Origin of the sequence: Salmonella sp. A29-2 (assembly GCF_020150755.1) — a bacterium.
GTDB lineage: Bacteria > Pseudomonadota > Gammaproteobacteria > Enterobacterales > Enterobacteriaceae > Salmonella > Salmonella enterica.
In genome coordinates this window covers 3,021,093-3,036,780 of record NZ_CP083731.1, presented here as the reverse complement: position 1 = coordinate 3,036,780, position 15,688 = coordinate 3,021,093, and the positions used below count along the sequence as shown (strand labels likewise).

General features: G+C 55.0%; 12 protein-coding genes. 6 read left to right on the top strand and 6 right to left on the bottom strand.

What is annotated here, in order from left to right; translation table 11 throughout:
- Positions 1-158 precede the first annotated feature (158 nt).
- Both mntR and K8W53_RS14850 read left to right on the top strand, forming a co-directional pair.
- Positions 159-632 (top strand): manganese-binding transcriptional regulator MntR, encoded by a 474-nt coding sequence (gene mntR / locus K8W53_RS14855; RefSeq protein ID WP_000533543.1) that lies wholly within the window; start codon positions 159-161, stop codon positions 630-632.
- Positions 629-1,741, top strand: a complete 1,113-nt coding sequence (locus K8W53_RS14850) for an anion transporter (RefSeq protein ID WP_001046521.1) — start codon at positions 629-631, stop codon at positions 1,739-1,741. The genes mntR and K8W53_RS14850 overlap by 4 nt, the downstream gene beginning before the upstream one ends.
- A 43-nt stretch (positions 1,742-1,784) precedes the next feature.
- Here K8W53_RS14850 and ldtB read toward each other — a convergent pair whose 3' ends face one another.
- A complete protein-coding gene (ldtB, locus tag K8W53_RS14845; RefSeq protein ID WP_001056404.1) occupies positions 1,785-2,705 on the bottom strand; it encodes a L,D-transpeptidase in 921 nt (306 codons plus the stop codon).
- A 218-nt stretch (positions 2,706-2,923) separates the two neighbouring features.
- Between ldtB and K8W53_RS14840 the strand changes: the two genes are divergently transcribed.
- On the top strand, positions 2,924-4,519 hold the full coding sequence (locus K8W53_RS14840; RefSeq protein ID WP_000961480.1) for an ABC-F family ATPase: 1,596 nt from the start codon (positions 2,924-2,926) through the stop codon (positions 4,517-4,519).
- A gap of 120 nt (positions 4,520-4,639) precedes the next feature.
- Here K8W53_RS14840 and K8W53_RS14835 read toward each other — a convergent pair whose 3' ends face one another.
- Positions 4,640-5,905 carry a DUF1479 domain-containing protein gene (locus tag K8W53_RS14835; protein ID WP_001586229.1) on the bottom strand — a complete coding sequence of 422 codons (1,266 nt, stop codon included), beginning with the start codon at positions 5,903-5,905 and terminating at the stop codon, positions 4,640-4,642.
- A gap of 261 nt (positions 5,906-6,166) precedes the next feature.
- On the opposite strand from K8W53_RS14835, the gene K8W53_RS14830 reads away from it, so the two are divergent.
- The gene (locus tag K8W53_RS14830) at positions 6,167-6,976 is read left to right on the top strand and encodes a Cof-type HAD-IIB family hydrolase (protein ID WP_000217910.1); all 810 of its coding nucleotides are present in this window, start codon (positions 6,167-6,169) and stop codon (positions 6,974-6,976) included.
- A 77-nt stretch (positions 6,977-7,053) separates the two neighbouring features.
- On the opposite strand, the gene K8W53_RS14825 is transcribed toward K8W53_RS14830, so the two are convergent.
- The 4 genes from K8W53_RS14825 to moeA all read right to left on the bottom strand — a co-directional run bounded on the left by K8W53_RS14825 (position 7,054) and on the right by moeA (position 12,653).
- Entirely contained in the window at positions 7,054-9,486 is a 2,433-nt protein-coding gene (locus K8W53_RS14825; RefSeq protein ID WP_000192661.1) for a glycyl radical protein, read from the bottom strand.
- A 5-nt stretch (positions 9,487-9,491) separates the two neighbouring features.
- Positions 9,492-10,391, bottom strand: coding sequence for a glycyl-radical enzyme activating protein (locus tag K8W53_RS14820; RefSeq protein ID WP_000576954.1), 900 nt, complete (start codon positions 10,389-10,391; stop codon positions 9,492-9,494).
- Positions 10,392-10,668: 277 nt separating this feature from the next.
- A complete protein-coding gene (gene moeB, locus K8W53_RS14815; protein ID WP_023224491.1) occupies positions 10,669-11,418 on the bottom strand; it encodes a molybdopterin-synthase adenylyltransferase MoeB in 750 nt (249 codons plus the stop codon).
- Positions 11,418-12,653, bottom strand: coding sequence for a molybdopterin molybdotransferase MoeA (gene moeA, locus K8W53_RS14810; protein ID WP_001522974.1), 1,236 nt, complete (start codon positions 12,651-12,653; stop codon positions 11,418-11,420). Before moeA ends, moeB begins: the two co-directional genes overlap by 1 nt.
- 203 nt (positions 12,654-12,856) lie before the next feature.
- On the opposite strand from moeA, the gene iaaA reads away from it, so the two are divergent.
- The gene (gene iaaA / locus K8W53_RS14805) at positions 12,857-13,798 is read left to right on the top strand and encodes a beta-aspartyl-peptidase (RefSeq protein WP_023205693.1); all 942 of its coding nucleotides are present in this window, start codon (positions 12,857-12,859) and stop codon (positions 13,796-13,798) included.
- A gap of 10 nt (positions 13,799-13,808) precedes the next feature.
- A complete protein-coding gene (gene gsiA / locus K8W53_RS14800) occupies positions 13,809-15,680 on the top strand; it encodes a glutathione ABC transporter ATP-binding protein GsiA (protein WP_001120598.1) in 1,872 nt (623 codons plus the stop codon).
- Positions 15,681-15,688 lie beyond the last annotated feature (8 nt).

Genomic DNA, 15,688 nt, shown 5'->3' with positions numbered 1-15,688 from the left:
CGATCCGTGAGGGATGTCTGCATTACATACAGATATAGCACAGGCTATGTTTTATAGCTATTGCTAAAACGTTAATTTTTTGTGCCCGGACAACTCTGGTTTACAATGAGCGCTCTGTCAGCTGACGCGTTAACGCGTCACAGAAACGAGGAAGCAAAATGGGTCGTCGCGCAGGTACGCCAACAACAAAAAAAGTGACGCAATTGGTGAACGTAGAAGAACACGTTGAAGGATTTCGTCAGGTCAGAGAGGCGCATCGCCGTGAGTTGATAGACGACTACGTTGAGCTGATTTCCGATTTAATTATTGAGGTAGGGGAAGCGCGTCAGGTGGATATGGCGGCGCGGCTCGGCGTCTCCCAGCCGACTGTGGCCAAAATGCTTAAGCGCCTGGCATCGTTAGGATTTATTCAAATGATCCCCTGGCGCGGCGTTTTTCTGACGCCGGAAGGGGAGAAGCTGGCGCAGGAAAGCCGCGAGCGGCATCAAATTGTCGAAAATTTTTTACTGGTATTAGGCGTAAGTCCGGAAATCGCGCGTCGTGATGCGGAAGGGATGGAACACCATGTCAGCCAGGAGACATTGGATGCCTTTTTGGCCTTCACGCAGCAGCATGGAACATCTGTAGAATGAATCTGGCCTTTTTACGGGCGCTGCGGCGTGACCGTTTTTTTCAGTTGTTGATCATTGTGGGGATGGCGTTAAGCCTGTTTGTTCCTTTTGCGCCTCGCGCCTGGCCTGGCGCGATTGACTGGCACACCATTATTACCCTCAGTGGGTTAATGTTGCTCACTAAAGGCGTTGAGCTGAGCGGCTATTTTGATGTGCTGGGACGCAAGATGACGCGCCGATTTCATACCGAGCGGCAACTGGCGATGTTCCTGGTGCTGGCTGCGGCGGCGCTGTCGACCTTTCTGACAAACGATGTCGCGCTGTTTATCGTTGTGCCGCTGACGATAACGTTAAAAAAACTGTGCGCGATTCCGGTCAACCGATTGATTATTTTTGAAGCGTTGGCGGTGAACGCCGGTTCGCTGCTGACGCCTGTCGGTAATCCGCAAAATATTCTGTTGTGGGGACGCTCCGGCTTAACCTTTGCTGAATTTAGCGGGCAAATGGCGCCGCTTGCCGTCATGATGATGCTGACGTTACTGCTCCTGTGCTGGTTTTGTTTTCCGGGTAGGGCGTTACAGTATCATACCGGTACGCGTTCGCCGCAGTGGCAGCCCCGTCTGGTGTGGAGTTGCCTGGCATTATATGTCGTTTTTCTTACCGCGCTGGAGCTCAGGCAAGAGTTATGGGGACTGGTGTTGGTGGCGGCTGGGTTTATTGTGCTGGCGCGCAGGGTGATAGTCAGCGTGGACTGGACGCTGCTGCTGGTATTTATGGCGATGTTTATTGATGTCCATCTGCTAACGCAATTGCCGGCGTTGCAGGGCGTTTTCAACCAGGTTGGCGCACTGTCTCACCTGGGACTTTGGCTAACCGCTATCGGCCTGTCGCAGGTTATCAGTAATGTGCCCAGTACCATTCTCCTGCTGAACTATGTACCGGCCTCGACGCTGCTGGCGTGGGCGGTGAATATCGGCGGGTTTGGTCTGCTGCCGGGGTCGCTGGCAAATCTTATTGCTTTACGGATGGCGAACGATCGCCGAATCTGGTGGCGATTTCATTTCTATTCGCTGCCGATGCTGGCATGGGCGGCGCTGGTGGGATATGGATTATTGCAACTGATGCCGTAAGAGAAGCCCGATAGTATCTATCGGGCTTCGCAGGCAGAGTCTGTCAGTTCAGACGAACCGGCATCCCGGAACGATCCTGAACTGCCTGTTGTACGACGGTCTGATCAACGTCAGGCTCGTTGGTGACGGCCAGGATACTCTTATTAAGCGTGATCGGCACCGCTTCCTTACCTTCAAACTGCGCTTCCGTCGTTGACAGCGGGTTATGCACCTCAATGTAACGGCTACCGTCCGGCTCGGTGGTGGCTTTTACCGGTTCATCGATAAACTGCACGCGGGTACCGACCGGCACATTTTCAAACAGGAATTTGATATCGTCGTTGCGCAGACGCACGCAGCCGTGGCTCACGCGAAGCCCGATGCCGAAGTTGGCGTTGGTGCCGTGAATAGCATACAGGCGACCGATGTACAGCGCGTACAGACCCATCGGATTATCCGGGCCCGCAGGCACGACGGCAGGCAGCGGCTCGCCGGCGGCGCGATATTCAGCGTGCATTTTTGCCGTAGGCGTCCAGGTCGGACCGGCTTTTTTACGTTCAACTTTGGTTGTCCAGTTGATAGGCGTGTCTTTACCTAACTGACCGATCCCTATCGGCAGGACGATAACGGTGTTTGTGCCTTTCGGGTAGTAATAGAGACGCATTTCCGCGCTATTGATGATAATGCCTTCGTGTACGGTATCCGGCAGGATCAGCTGCTGCGGAATATTCAGCACGGTACCGCCCTTCGGCAGGAAGGTATCCACGCCCGGGTTGGCTTCCAGCATGTTGGAGAGCCCCATCTGATACTCCGCGGCAAAATACTCCAGCGGCTGGGTATTGCCCTCCGGAACGGTGATGACCTGATTTTGCCCAATTAAACGGCTACCATCGGTAGGCAGCGGGTAAGTGACTGCTGAGGCTGTTTTACAAAAACCAACTACAGCGAAAGCCGCCGCGAAAAGCGTTGTTAATTTCATATTCATGTTATGCGAGATTCTGTGCCAAGCAGGCTAGTAGGTTGAGAATTCTGTCATGTTGGGAGCGCATTATAGGTGCATTCCAGTAAACAGGGAATTCAGATGTGTACGAAATCACGTTTTTTTCCCTTACGGTTCAGTGTAGCCCTTTGTACAGGGCGCGATCTTATTTCAGACTTGTGGCATAATAAGCGGTTTGTCACATCTTTTTTCAGGATAAGCCTGTGTTAGTTTCCAGCAACGTTACCATGCAGTTCGGCAGTAAGCCGCTGTTCGAAAACATTTCCGTCAAATTTGGCGGCGGCAACCGTTACGGCCTGATCGGCGCCAACGGTAGCGGAAAGTCCACTTTTATGAAAATCCTCGGCGGCGACCTGGAGCCGACGCTGGGCAATGTTTCCCTCGATCCGAATGAGCGCATCGGTAAGCTGCGTCAGGACCAGTTCGCTTTTGAAACATTCACCGTTCTTGATACTGTCATTATGGGGCATGGCGAACTGTGGGAAGTCAAGCAGGAGCGCGACCGTATCTATGCCTTGCCGGAAATGAGCGAAGAAGACGGCTATAAAGTCGCCGATCTGGAAGTAAAATACGGCGAGATGGACGGTTATTCCGCTGAGGCGCGCGCGGGCGAACTGCTGTTGGGGGTGGGCATCCCGCTGGAGCAGCATTACGGTCTGATGAGTGAAGTCGCGCCAGGCTGGAAATTGCGTGTGCTGCTGGCGCAGGCGTTATTCTCTAATCCGGACATCCTGTTGCTCGACGAACCGACCAACAACCTGGATATTGATACTATCCGTTGGCTGGAGCAGGTGCTGAACGAGCGCGATAGCACGATGATCATCATTTCGCACGACCGTCACTTCCTGAACATGGTTTGTACGCATATGGCGGATCTGGATTACGGCGACTTGCGCGTCTATCCGGGTAACTATGATGAGTATATGACGGCGGCGACCCAGGCGCGTGAACGTCTGTTGGCCGATAATGCGAAGAAAAAAGCGCAAATTGCCGAGCTGCAATCTTTTGTTAGCCGTTTTAGCGCCAATGCCTCTAAATCGCGTCAGGCAACGTCGCGCGCGCGGCAGATTGATAAAATCAAGCTGGAAGAGGTGAAAGCCTCCAGCCGTCAGAACCCGTTCATCCGTTTTGAGCAGGATAAAAAACTGTTCCGTAACGCTCTGGAAGTGGAGGCGCTGACGAAAGGTTTTGATAACGGTCCGCTGTTTAAAAATGTCAATTTGCTGCTCGAAGTCGGCGAGAAGCTGGCGGTACTCGGCACCAATGGCGTGGGTAAATCTACGCTGCTGAAGACGCTGGTTGGCGATCTGGACGCCGATCACGGCACCGTTAAATGGTCGGAAAACGCGCGTATTGGTTACTACGCGCAAGACCACGAATATGAATTCGAAAATGACCTGACGGTGTTTGAATGGATGAGTCAGTGGAAGCAGGAAGGCGACGACGAGCAGGCAGTGCGCAGTATTCTGGGCCGCCTGTTATTTAGCCAGGATGATATCAAAAAGCCTGCGAAAGTCCTCTCCGGTGGCGAGAAGGGCCGTATGCTGTTCGGCAAACTGATGATGCAAAAGCCGAATATCCTGATCATGGACGAACCGACTAACCACCTGGATATGGAGTCGATCGAATCGCTGAATATGGCGCTGGAGCTGTATCAGGGCACGCTGATCTTTGTTTCGCACGACCGTGAGTTCGTCAGCTCGCTGGCAACCCGCGTCATTGAAATTACGCCGGAGCGCGTGGTGGACTTCAGCGGCAACTACGACGATTATTTGCGTAGTAAAGGGATTGAAAGTTAAACACTGACGCCCGGTAGCGCTGTGCTTACCGGGCCTACGTATCCTGGCCGTAGGTTCGGTAAGACGGGTGCGCCCAGACAAAGGGCACACCGCAGGTGAGCGGGCAGGGCGGTACGACCGTCAAACGTCCATACCTAATGCCCGTTTACCGTGAATATTCAGATCGCGCAGCGTGAAGCGCCCTTCCCAGGTGGTTTCATAGTCCTCGCGCGGGAAATCGCCCGGTGATGCGCCTGTCTCCAGCGCCGCTTTCACCTTACGCGCATAGGCCAGATTCTTCTCACACATTGGCGCGGCAGGAATGTACATCACATTGCCCCAGCCCTGCTGGTTTTCGACGGGGGCGACGGAGTGGATGACATCGCAATGCCACCACACGGAATCCCCGGCTTCCAGTGGCGGAATGCTGGTTAACGCCGCCATCAGTAAAGGATGCCACTGTTCAGAAATCGGCAGCACCCGGCCCGGCGCGACGCCGCATAATTCATCTTCCGGGACATCATCCAGCAGCGGGCGCAGCAGAATATACGCCATCGCCTCCGGGATAGGGACGACATGAAGCAACCCCTGACCGGGCAGCATATCGGAGAGCGCGGTCCAGCCCTGGAAGGTGCGAAATACCGAGCATTTGGTGGTGTTATCCACCGTATACTCTTCAACTTCGGTACGGTGCGCCGCATTCCACGGATCGTACTGCTCGACGTTGCCGTTAAACACGCTGGCGAATACCTGCTGATAGGCTGGCAGCAGCCAGCGTTCCAGTGCGCCGGAGTCGGTATGCGCTCCCAGTCCTTTGGATGTGGTGCCCGGCGGGCGGCGACGGATGCGATCCGGGTAAATGATGCTGATATCCGGATTAAACCATCGCTTGCCGTCGTGCTCTACCTGCCACAGACGGTTGAGGAACGACTGCGCCAGCGCCATCTCTTCACTTTGGCGGGCCTGCATTTGCGCCTGCGACCAGTAGACAGGATAGATTTCAGGCCGGGAGGCGCTCAGCGTACCGAAAAAATTATCCCCCGGTCCTTTATACACCTCGTCAAAATGGTTCTTGTCCAGATAGTCGAGCATCGACTGGTCCCATGCCAGCGCCTGTTCGCGTGGAAAATGACCTTTAATCACCGCGCACCCGCGGCGCTTAACCTCGGCGCGGGTGGCATCGCTAATGTTGCCCATCGCCAGTTCGCTAAAAGGGATAATTGGCCATACCGGCTGCCCCTGCGCCTTCAGATCGTTAATTTCCGCCACCCGGGCTGCTATGGTGGCGCTCAAACGGTCGAACACCGCCTGTACGTCGCCGATTTGCGCGCGTAGCGCCTGCTTCATCTGACGAATGGCCGCTTTTGGGTCGGCGGGCAGCGTTTCGTGGGTAAAAGGAGTCGTCATATCAACCTCATCATCTTTCGTTCGAAAGTAAAATTAGTTACATCTGATACTTTAAGTTAAAATAAGGTTAATGCAAGTTTAAAATATTGCAGGAGCGCACAAGGAGAGAAGCGAGAGGAAAACGTAAGGTGGCCAGGACGCCTTAATGTCTTATGCGGCTATTCCTTTCGTTCAGCCACTTTTCATTCGAAATAAATTTGTGGTTCTGCTCACATTGTTATTAAAATGTTTCTGGTCGCAGTTACAGCCAGGAGCTTAAGTATGACCGTTAACGTTGTCGTTACAGATATGGACGGCACTTTTCTCGACGATGCCAAGCAGTACGATCGTGTACGCTTCATGGCGCAATACCAGGAACTGAAAAAACGTAATATCGAATTTGTGGTCGCCAGCGGTAATCAGTACTACCAGTTGATCTCCTTCTTCCCCGAGCTGAAAGACGAAATTTCCTTTGTCGCAGAAAATGGCGCGCTGGTGTATGAACATGGCAAGCAGTTGTTTCACGGGGAGCTAACCCGGCATGAATCGCGGATTGTGATTGGCGAACTGCTGAAGGATAAGCAGCTTAACTTCGTCGCCTGCGGTCTGAAAAGCGCTTATGTCAGCAAAAACGCTCCCGAGACTTTCGTGGCGCTGATGGCCAAACATTATCACCGCCTGCAGCCGGTAAACGATTATCACGACATTGACGATATCCTGTTTAAGTTCTCCCTGAATTTGCCCGATGAACAAATTCCGCTGGTTATCGACAAACTGCACGTATCTCTGGATGGCATCATGAAGCCCGTCACCAGCGGCTTCGGTTTTATCGACCTGATTATCCCGGGACTGCATAAAGCGAATGGCATCAGTCGTCTGTTAAAGCGCTGGAACAGGTCGCCACAGAATGTCGTCGCCATTGGCGACAGCGGTAATGATGCGGAAATGTTGAAAATGGCGCATTACTCTTTTGCCATGGGCAATGCCGCAGACAATATCAAAGCGCTTTCACGTTATCACACTGATGATAATAACCATCAAGGCGCGCTCAACGTCATTCAGGCCGTGCTTGACGGCACCGATCCCTTCTGATTAACAGGCCTGCGTAGGCCTGTTAAACGTAGCGCCATCAGGCAGTTCGGACATATTGCCGATGGCGCCTGGGCAAATTACAGCATATGTTCGGTACGGGCGATGATATCGTCCTGCGCATCCGGCGACAGCGCGGTGAAGAAGGCAGAGTAGCCTGCCACACGCACGACCAGATCGCGGTACTGGTCCGGATGTTTTTTCGCATCCAGCAGCGTTTCGCGTGACACGATGTTGTACTGAATATGCCAGCCTTTATGCACCTCAAAGAACGTCCGTAGCAGAACCATCAGTTTCTGTTTGTCGGATTCGTTTTCCAGCGTCGTTGGGTTCAGTTTCTGGTTGAGCAGCACGCCGCCGAGAATGGAACCGGTAGGTAATTTGCCTACGGAACCAATCACCGCCGTCGGGCCGAGATGATCCGTACCTGATGCAGGGCTTGCGCCTTCCGCCAGCGGCGTATGCGCTTTGCGGCCATCCGGGGTTGCCATAGTCGCGGCGCCAAATGGCACGTTTGCTGAGATAGAGGACGTACCGGCGTAATAGTTGCCGCCGACAGGGCCACGACCGTAGCGCGGGTTATGGTATTGCTTCAGCTCATCAATATAGGTCTGATAAGCGCGCGCCAGCAGGGTATCGACACTGTCATCGTCGTTACCGTACTTCGGCGCGCCGTTAATCAGACGCTGGCGCAGCTGCTCATGGGTCAGCCCGTCAAAGTCATCGGCCAGCGCGGCGGCAAGCTGCTGTTGACCGATAACGCCCTGTTCGAAGACCAGTTTTTTCACGGCGGCGAGGCTGTTGCCCAGGTTGGCGATACCGACCTGCAGACCGGATACCCAGTCATATTTCGCGCCGCCTTGCTTGATACTCTTCGCGCGTTCAATACAGTCATCTACTAGCGCTGAGCAGAGAATATCGTGGACGTTCTCTTCCAGCATGGTGTCGACCACATACTCAATTTCGATCGATTTGCGCGTGTAGTAGCGAATTTGGGTATCCCAGGCGGCCATCACTTCGTCAAAATTGTTAAAGTTGCCTGCGGAGAGCGCCTTTTCCTGCGGCAGAAATACCTTGCCGCTGGTGGCGTCGCGACCGCCTTCCAGCGCCGCCAGCATGACGCGGGCGAAGTTAATAAAGCTCATGCCGGTGCAGCGATAACCCCATTTCCCGCCGACGGCGGTTTCGATACAGCCGATCGCCGCGTAATCGTAAGCGTCCTGTGGTTCGATCCCCAACTTGATAAATTCCGGGATGACGATTTCATCATTGTTAAACGCCGGCATCCCAAAGCCGCAGCGGATGACCTGGACGCAGGCGTCAAGGAAATCGTTACTCATTCCGGCGTGATAACGCACACTGAGGTTGGGCTGGGTAGAACGCAAACGTCCGCAGGACTCCAGAATAGCGTAAGACAGCGGATTCACTGCGTCCATTGGCTGACCGTTGATAAGATTCTGACCGCCAATGGTGACGTTTTGATACAGCGGGCTGCCTGCGGAAGCTTTAGAGTGCGAACCGGAGCGGATCTTGTTTACTTCCAGCAGTTTCAGCCAGCAGCTGTGCAGCAGTTCAATGGCGTGCTCACGATCCAGCGTCTGGTTTAGTTCGACATCGCGACGATAATAGGGGTAAAGATACTGGTCCATACGACCAAATGACACCGAGTGCCCGTTAGACTCAATTTGTAGAATCAGCTGGATGAAGTAGCACAATTGCAGTGCTTGCCAGAAGGTCTGCGGCGGTTGGTGGGCGATCACCTCGCAGTTTTCGGCGATGGTAAGTAGCTCTTTACGACGGCTTTCACGGGACTCTTCGCCCGCCATCTGACGCGCCAGCGCGGCAAAGCGCGTGATATGCTGGCTTACCGCGTCCAGCACAATATCAATCGCCTTCAGGAACTGCTCGCCATGCAGATCTTCCAGCACGGTCAGGTTGATGCGTGAGCGGCGCTCGGCGACTTTATCGCGCAGGCCATCAAGCCCTTTTTCCAGCAGTAGCGGGAAGTTCACCGCCAGGTGCGCGTCACCGGAAGTCATATTGCCTTCGGCTTTGATAATGCCAGTCGCCAGAAGCCCTTTTTGTTCATCGGTAAACATGCCGTAGCAGCGATCCTGGACGGTTTGACCGCGCCACCACGGACAGACGTCGTGCAGAATACGTTTGTTTTCTTCACTTACGGAAAAACCTGCGCCGGGCCGGTCCGCCAGGTCGTCGATCTCTTTTTCAATCCACGAGACGGTATATTCCGGGAAAATCGGCGCGGCGCGGACTTCACTTGCCTGGTTGCCGACGATCAGTTCATCGTGTTTTATCCAGATAGTGCGTTCCGCCAGGTGATGGGCCAGCGCCAGCGCACGGCGTACCGGAATCGGTTTATCCAGATGCTGCTGGTACATTTCGGTATAATGCTGCGCGCGTTCGGTACAGACCGGCGGTTTCACGATATGTACCAGCGCGGTTTTGTGCGCCTTAATGCGGTCACTGAGCGTGTCCAGTTTCAGTTGGGTCATGATAATTATCCTCGTAGGGTCGCGGTTAAACCTTTTTGGCAGGCGTACTTCTGGGCAAAATCAAGTAACGCCGGCGCATCCAGTGGTTTATCCGGGGCATGATAGGGCTGACTGAGTAAGTGGTATTTATTGATGCCCAGCGTGTGGTAGGGCAGAAAATGAATTTCCCCGACGTGCAGTTCGTCGGCGGCAAAGTCGGTAATGGCTTTAATGGTCTCCTCATCGGCATTAAATCCCTGAATCAGCGGGACGCGAATCACCATTTTTTTGCCCGCGGCGGCGAGTTTCCTGAGATTTTCCAGCACCCGCGAGGCGCTACCATCGGTCCACTGCTTAAACGGCCCGTCGGCGACATGTTTCAAATCAGCCAGAAACAGATCGATATAAGGCAGTGAGGGCGCAATGTATTTCCATGGGACATGCAGACAGGTCTCAACCGCTGTATGAATACCGGCGTCATGGCTGGCTTTAAACAGCTCTGCCGCCAGTTCCGGCTGCATAAACGGTTCGCCGCCGGAAAGCGTAAGACCGCCGCCGCTGCGATCGTAAAAAGGTTTATCGCGCAGTACCGTCGCCATGATCTCATCCACGCTTTTTATTTCGCCGCACACGGTTAACGCCTGTGTGGGGCAGCAATGCGCCAGGACTGAAAAATGGGCGTCGGTCAGTTTTTCGCGATGGATGAGCAGGCCGTTTAGCGCGCGCTCAATGACGTCCGGCGCGGCTTGCGCGCACAGGTCGCATCCTTCGAGACACAGCCGCGCGTCGTATAACAGATCCTGAGCGCGGGCGCGGCTTTCCGGGTTCTGGCACCAGCGACAGCCCAACGAACAGCCTTTGAGAAATACTACGGTACGGATACCGGGGCCATCGTGGGTAGAATAGCGCTGAATATTGAAGATCATAAACGGCCTCTCTTATTTCATATAAAGATTAAATTACTTTCGAATGAAAGTTATCTTGATGTGCGTCAACGAATGGAGAGGTTCTGACAAAGAGGCGTTAAATGAGGTACAACATCACGGTTTGAGGTTGTGGTATGGCGTTTAAGATGATGCCGCGCTGCTTGAGCCGATCGTCAGTCGGAGCTTGGGTAAGCTGGCTTTGCGTCTGATGACAGTAATTATCTGTTGATACAGCACGGCCATAAACCGTGCTTTGGTATGTTTATCCGTAAAGTGGCTACTGCCCGCAGACCTCACAGCCGGGGTTACGCATCAACTTCATTTCGCGGAACTGACAGGTCATCGCATCGTACATGACGATTTTTCCGCTAGCGGGCTGACCGTAATGCGCCAGCAGCTTAATGGCCTCCATTGCCTGTAGCGAACCGATCACGCCAATCAGTGGCGCCATCACCCCTGCCTCTACGCAGGTCAGAGCGTTTTCGCCAAACAGACGGCTCAGGCAGCGGTAACAGGGTTCGTTTTCCCGATACGTAAAGACGGTAACTTGTCCTTCCATACGAATTGCCGCGCCGGAGATTAGCGGCACTTTCGCGGTATAGCATCCGGCGTTAAGTTGATTACGTACGCTAACGTTATCGGTACAGTCCAGTACCAGCGAATGCCCGGCAATCAGGCTGGTCATAGCGTCGTCGTCCAGCCGCGCGTTAACGGGCGTAATGGTAATATGCGGGTTGATTCGCGCCAGCGCGTCGCGGGCGGACTCTACCTTTGGCTGCCCGACCGTGGCGTCGCAGTGCAAGGTTTGACGCTGGAGATTGGAAACGGAAACGGTATCAAAATCGAGTAGCGTCAGTTGCCCGACGCCAGCGCCGGCCAGATACTGCGTTGCCGCGCAGCCGAGTCCGCCCAGCCCGACCACTAATACCCGCGCATCTTTTAACGCTTCCTGCCCTTCAAAATCGAAGCCGCGCAGAATAATTTGTCGGTTATAGCGCAGCATCTCCTGGTCGCTAAGTTCCGCCATTACAGGCCTCCGAACAGAGCATTAAACGGCTCGACTTCCACCCATTCTCCCGGCTCAACATTGCCGCGTTCACGCTCCAGCACAATAAAGCAGTTGCCCAGACTAAACGAGCTGAAAATATGTGAGCCCTGGTGTCCGGTGGTCGTGACCTCCAGTTCGCCGTTGGCGCTACGTTGCAGGATGCCGCGCTGGAAATCGAGACGCCCCGGCGTTTTCTTCAGGCGAGATGTTGTGCGTACACGCTGGCGCGGCGGTACAGCGCTTGCCGTATTGCCGCCAAGCTTCGCCAGTAAGGGCTGAACCAGTTGATAAAACGTGAGCGCCGCAGAGACTGGATTCCCCGGCAGGCCACAGAACCAGCTATTACTGAGTTTGCCGAAGGCAAACGGTTTGCCTGGCTTGATAGCCAGCTTCCAGAAGGCGATTTCGCCCAGCTCCTCAAGGATGGTTTTGGTATAGTCCGCTTCACCAACCGAGACGCCGCCGGAGCTTATCACTACATCGGCCTGGCTGTCGGCGTCGATAAACGCGGCGCGAAGCTTACCGGGATCGTCAGGAATAATGCCTAAATTGATCACTTCGCAGCCAAGCTGTTGCAGCATCAAATGTATAGTTAGACGGTTAGTGTCATAAATTTGTCCCGCCTCCAGCGGTTGGCCCGGAAGCTGGAGCTCGTCGCCGGTCGAGAACAGCGCTACGCGCACTTTACGTACAACCTGCGCATCGGCAATTCCCAGCGACGCCAGCACTGGCAGTTCGGCAGTAGTCAGGCGCGTACCGGCCGGAAAGACCACCGCATCCTGGCGAATATCCTCGCCGCGGCGGCGGATGTTTTGTCCGCAACGAACATCGGCGGTAAAACGCACGCCGTCATCGGTTTGTTCCGTCTGCTCTTGCATAACTACCGCCTCGCAACCTGTCGGCACCGGGGCGCCGGTCATAATGCGAATGCAGGTGCCCGCAGGCCACTCTCCCTGGTAAGGCTGACCGGCAAATGCTTTGCCGGCGACGGGCAGCGGCTTATCGGCGGACAAATCCGCCACGCGTACCGCATAACCATCCATAGCTGAATTATCAAAGCCGGGGACATCAAGGGGAGATACGATATCGGTCGCCAGGATGCGGCCAAAGCAGTTCACCAGCGGCAACGTTTCTACGGCGGTGAGCGGGGTAATACGTGAAAGCATCTGGGTCAGCGCCGTTTCAAGCGGCATCAATCCGGCGGAAAATTCCATGAACATACTCCTGCGAGGCAAAATCGAATCCGGCTATTATGTCAGAAAACAGTGGCGGGCAGTATGCTACCTCGGTCTTAGAGACGGCCTTGCGCCTTTACATACCTTACGCATCTTTCTATATTCAAAAATCGAATGAATAACTCACAACAATTCTGATAGTTATAGTAAAAGTTGTGTGCCACCGTTAATGGACCCTAAAAATGAATAAAGCAGTGATTGCGATTCACGGCGGCGCAGGCGCGATTGCTCGCGCGCAAATGAGCCATGAGCAGGAGCTACGCTATATCCAGGCGTTGTCAGAGATTGTTGAAAGCGGGCAAAAGATGCTGGAAGCGGGTGACAGCGCGCTTGATGTAGTGACGGAAGCGGTGCGCCTGTTAGAAGCGTGTCCGCTCTTCAATGCGGGTATCGGCGCGGTCTATACCCGAGACGGAACTCATGAACTGGATGCCTGCGTGATGGACGGCAATACCCTGAAGGCCGGAGCCGTCGCGGGCGTGAGTCATGTTCGCCATCCTGTGCTCGCCGCCAGACTGGTGATGGAGCGCAGCCCACATGTACTCATGGTGGGGGAAGGGGCGGAAAACTTTGCCTTTTCACAGGGGATGGCGCGCGTTTCGCCGGATATCTTTTCCACCCCGGCGCGTTACGAGCAATTGCTGGCGGCGCGTGCGGTGGGTGAAATGGCGCTCGATCACAGCGGCGCGCCGCTGGACGAAACGAAAAAAATGGGTACAGTCGGCGCAGTGGCGCGGGATAAATTCGGCAATCTGGCGGCGGCAACGTCTACCGGCGGGATGACCAATAAATTGCCCGGGCGCGTCGGCGACAGCCCGCTGGTCGGCGCCGGGTGTTATGCCAACAACGCCAGCGTCGCCGTTTCCTGTACCGGAACGGGAGAGGTCTTTATTCGCACGCTCGCGGCTTACGATATCGCCGCATTGATGGAATATGGCGGACTCAGCCTTGCCGACGCCTGTGAGCGCGTGGTGATGGAAAAATTACCGGCGCTGGGCGGCAGCGGTGGATTAATCGCCGTTGATCACGAAGGTAATGTCGCGTTGCCGTTTAACAGCGAAGGGATGTATCGCGCCTGGGGATATGCCGGGGATACGCCTACCACAGGAATTTACCGGGAATAAGGAGCCGCAGGTGCCGCACAGCGATGAACTGGATAGCCGCGATGTTCTGTCCGTCAGTGGCCTGAATATCGCGTTTCACCACGAAGGGCAACAGGTAGACGCCGTGCGTAATGTGTCATTACGCCTGAAGCGTGGAGAGACTCTGGCGATTGTCGGCGAGTCGGGATCGGGAAAATCGGTGACGGCGCTGGCGTTAATGCGGCTGATTGAGCAGTCGGGCGCGAACGTGCGCTGCGGCGAAATGCTGTTGCGTCGGCGTAATCGCCAGGTGATTGAGCTGTCTGAGCAGAGTGACGCGCAGATGCGGCGTGTGCGCGGCGCGGATATCGCCATGATTTTCCAGGAGCCAATGACCTCGCTCAACCCGGTATTTACCGTTGGCGAGCAAATTGCCGAATCTATTCGTTTGCATCAGGGGGCCAGCCACGAAGAGGCGCTGGCGGAAGCGAAACGTATGCTCGATCAGGTACGGATCCCGGAGTCGCAGGCGATTTTATCGCGTTATCCGCATCAGCTTTCCGGCGGGATGCGCCAGCGAGTCATGATCGCGATGGCGCTATCCTGCCGTCCGGCGGTATTGATTGCCGATGAACCCACCACGGCGCTGGATGTCACTATCCAGGCGCAAATTCTGCAACTTATCAAAGTGTTGCAGCAAGAGATGTCGATGGGCGTGATTTTTATCACCCACGACATGGGCGTCGTGGCGGATATCGCCGATCGCGTGCTGGTGATGTATCAGGGCGAGGCCGTGGAAACCGGCAGCGTAGAGCAGATTTTCCATGCGCCGACGCATCCTTATACCCAAACGTTACTGGCCGCCGTCCCTCAGCTTGGCGCGATGCGCGGCCACTCGCTGCCACGCCGTTTCCCGTTGATTTCCGCTGACGAACCGGCCCTTTATGAATCGCAGATTGAGCAAGACACGGTGGTGGAAGGCGAGCCTATTCTCCAGGTTCGGGGGCTGGTGACGCGATTCCCGCTGCGTAGCGGTCTCTTTAACCGCGTTACGCGTGAAGTCCATGCCGTTGAGAATATCAGTTTCGATCTCTGGCCCGGCGAAACGCTATCGCTGGTGGGCGAGTCCGGTAGCGGAAAATCGACGACCGGACGCGCGCTGCTGCGGTTGGTTGAATCCCGGCAGGGGGAGATTATCTTTAACGGCCAGCGCATTGACACGCTGTCTGCGGGTAAACTCCAGCCGTTGCGCCGCGATATTCAGTGTATTTTCCAGGACCCTTACGCCTCGCTCGACCCGCGCCAGACCGTGGGGTATTCCATTATGGAACCTTTACGGATTCATGGTCTGGGGCAGGGGGACGCTGCGGCAAAGCGCGTGGCCTGGTTGCTTGAGCGTGTCGGATTACGTCCTGAACATGCCTGGCGTTATCCGCACGAGTTTTCCGGCGGTCAACGTCAGCGCATCTGCATTGCTCGCGCGCTGGCATTGAATCCTAAAGTGATTATTGCCGATGAGGCGGTCTCCGCGCTGGATGTTTCCGTTCGCGGGCAGATTATTAATTTACTGCTCGATTTACAACGGGAAATGGGGATCGCCTACCTGTTTATTTCGCATGATATGGCGGTCGTGGAGCGAATTAGCCATCGCGTGGCGGTGATGTATCTTGGTCAAATTGTTGAGATGGGGCCGCGGCGCGCCGTTTTTGAAAATCCGCAGCATCCTTATACGCGTAAATTGATGGCGGCGGTGCCGGTTGCCGATCCCTCCAGACACCGGCCGCGGCGCGTTCTACTATCAGATGATATACCCAGCAATATTCATAAACGTGGCGAAGAGACGCCCGCCGTTTCATTACAGTTGGTCGGGCCGGGACATTATGTTGCGCGGCCGCTGCAGGATAATGCGCTCTCGCGCTTATAACATTCAGA

Bases quoted from the DNA above. Each gene is read 5' to 3' on its own strand.
- K8W53_RS14830 (WP_000217910.1), top strand. From the start codon at position 6,167: ATGACCGTTAACGTTGTCGTTACAGATATGGACGGCACTTTTCTCGAC.
- iaaA (WP_023205693.1), top strand. From the start codon at position 12,857: ATGAATAAAGCAGTGATTGCGATTCACGGCGGCGCAGGCGCGATTGCT.
- K8W53_RS14850 (WP_001046521.1), top strand. From the start codon at position 629: ATGAATCTGGCCTTTTTACGGGCGCTGCGGCGTGACCGTTTTTTTCAG.
- K8W53_RS14835 (WP_001586229.1), bottom strand. From the start codon at position 5,905: ATGACGACTCCTTTTACCCACGAAACGCTGCCCGCCGACCCAAAAGCG.
- moeB (WP_023224491.1), bottom strand. From the start codon at position 11,418: ATGGCGGAACTTAGCGACCAGGAGATGCTGCGCTATAACCGACAAATT.
- K8W53_RS14825 (WP_000192661.1), bottom strand. From the start codon at position 9,486: ATGACCCAACTGAAACTGGACACGCTCAGTGACCGCATTAAGGCGCAC.
- mntR (WP_000533543.1), top strand. From the start codon at position 159: ATGGGTCGTCGCGCAGGTACGCCAACAACAAAAAAAGTGACGCAATTG.
- moeA (WP_001522974.1), bottom strand. From the start codon at position 12,653: ATGGAATTTTCCGCCGGATTGATGCCGCTTGAAACGGCGCTGACCCAG.
- ldtB (WP_001056404.1), bottom strand. From the start codon at position 2,705: ATGAATATGAAATTAACAACGCTTTTCGCGGCGGCTTTCGCTGTAGTT.
- K8W53_RS14820 (WP_000576954.1), bottom strand. From the start codon at position 10,391: ATGATCTTCAATATTCAGCGCTATTCTACCCACGATGGCCCCGGTATC.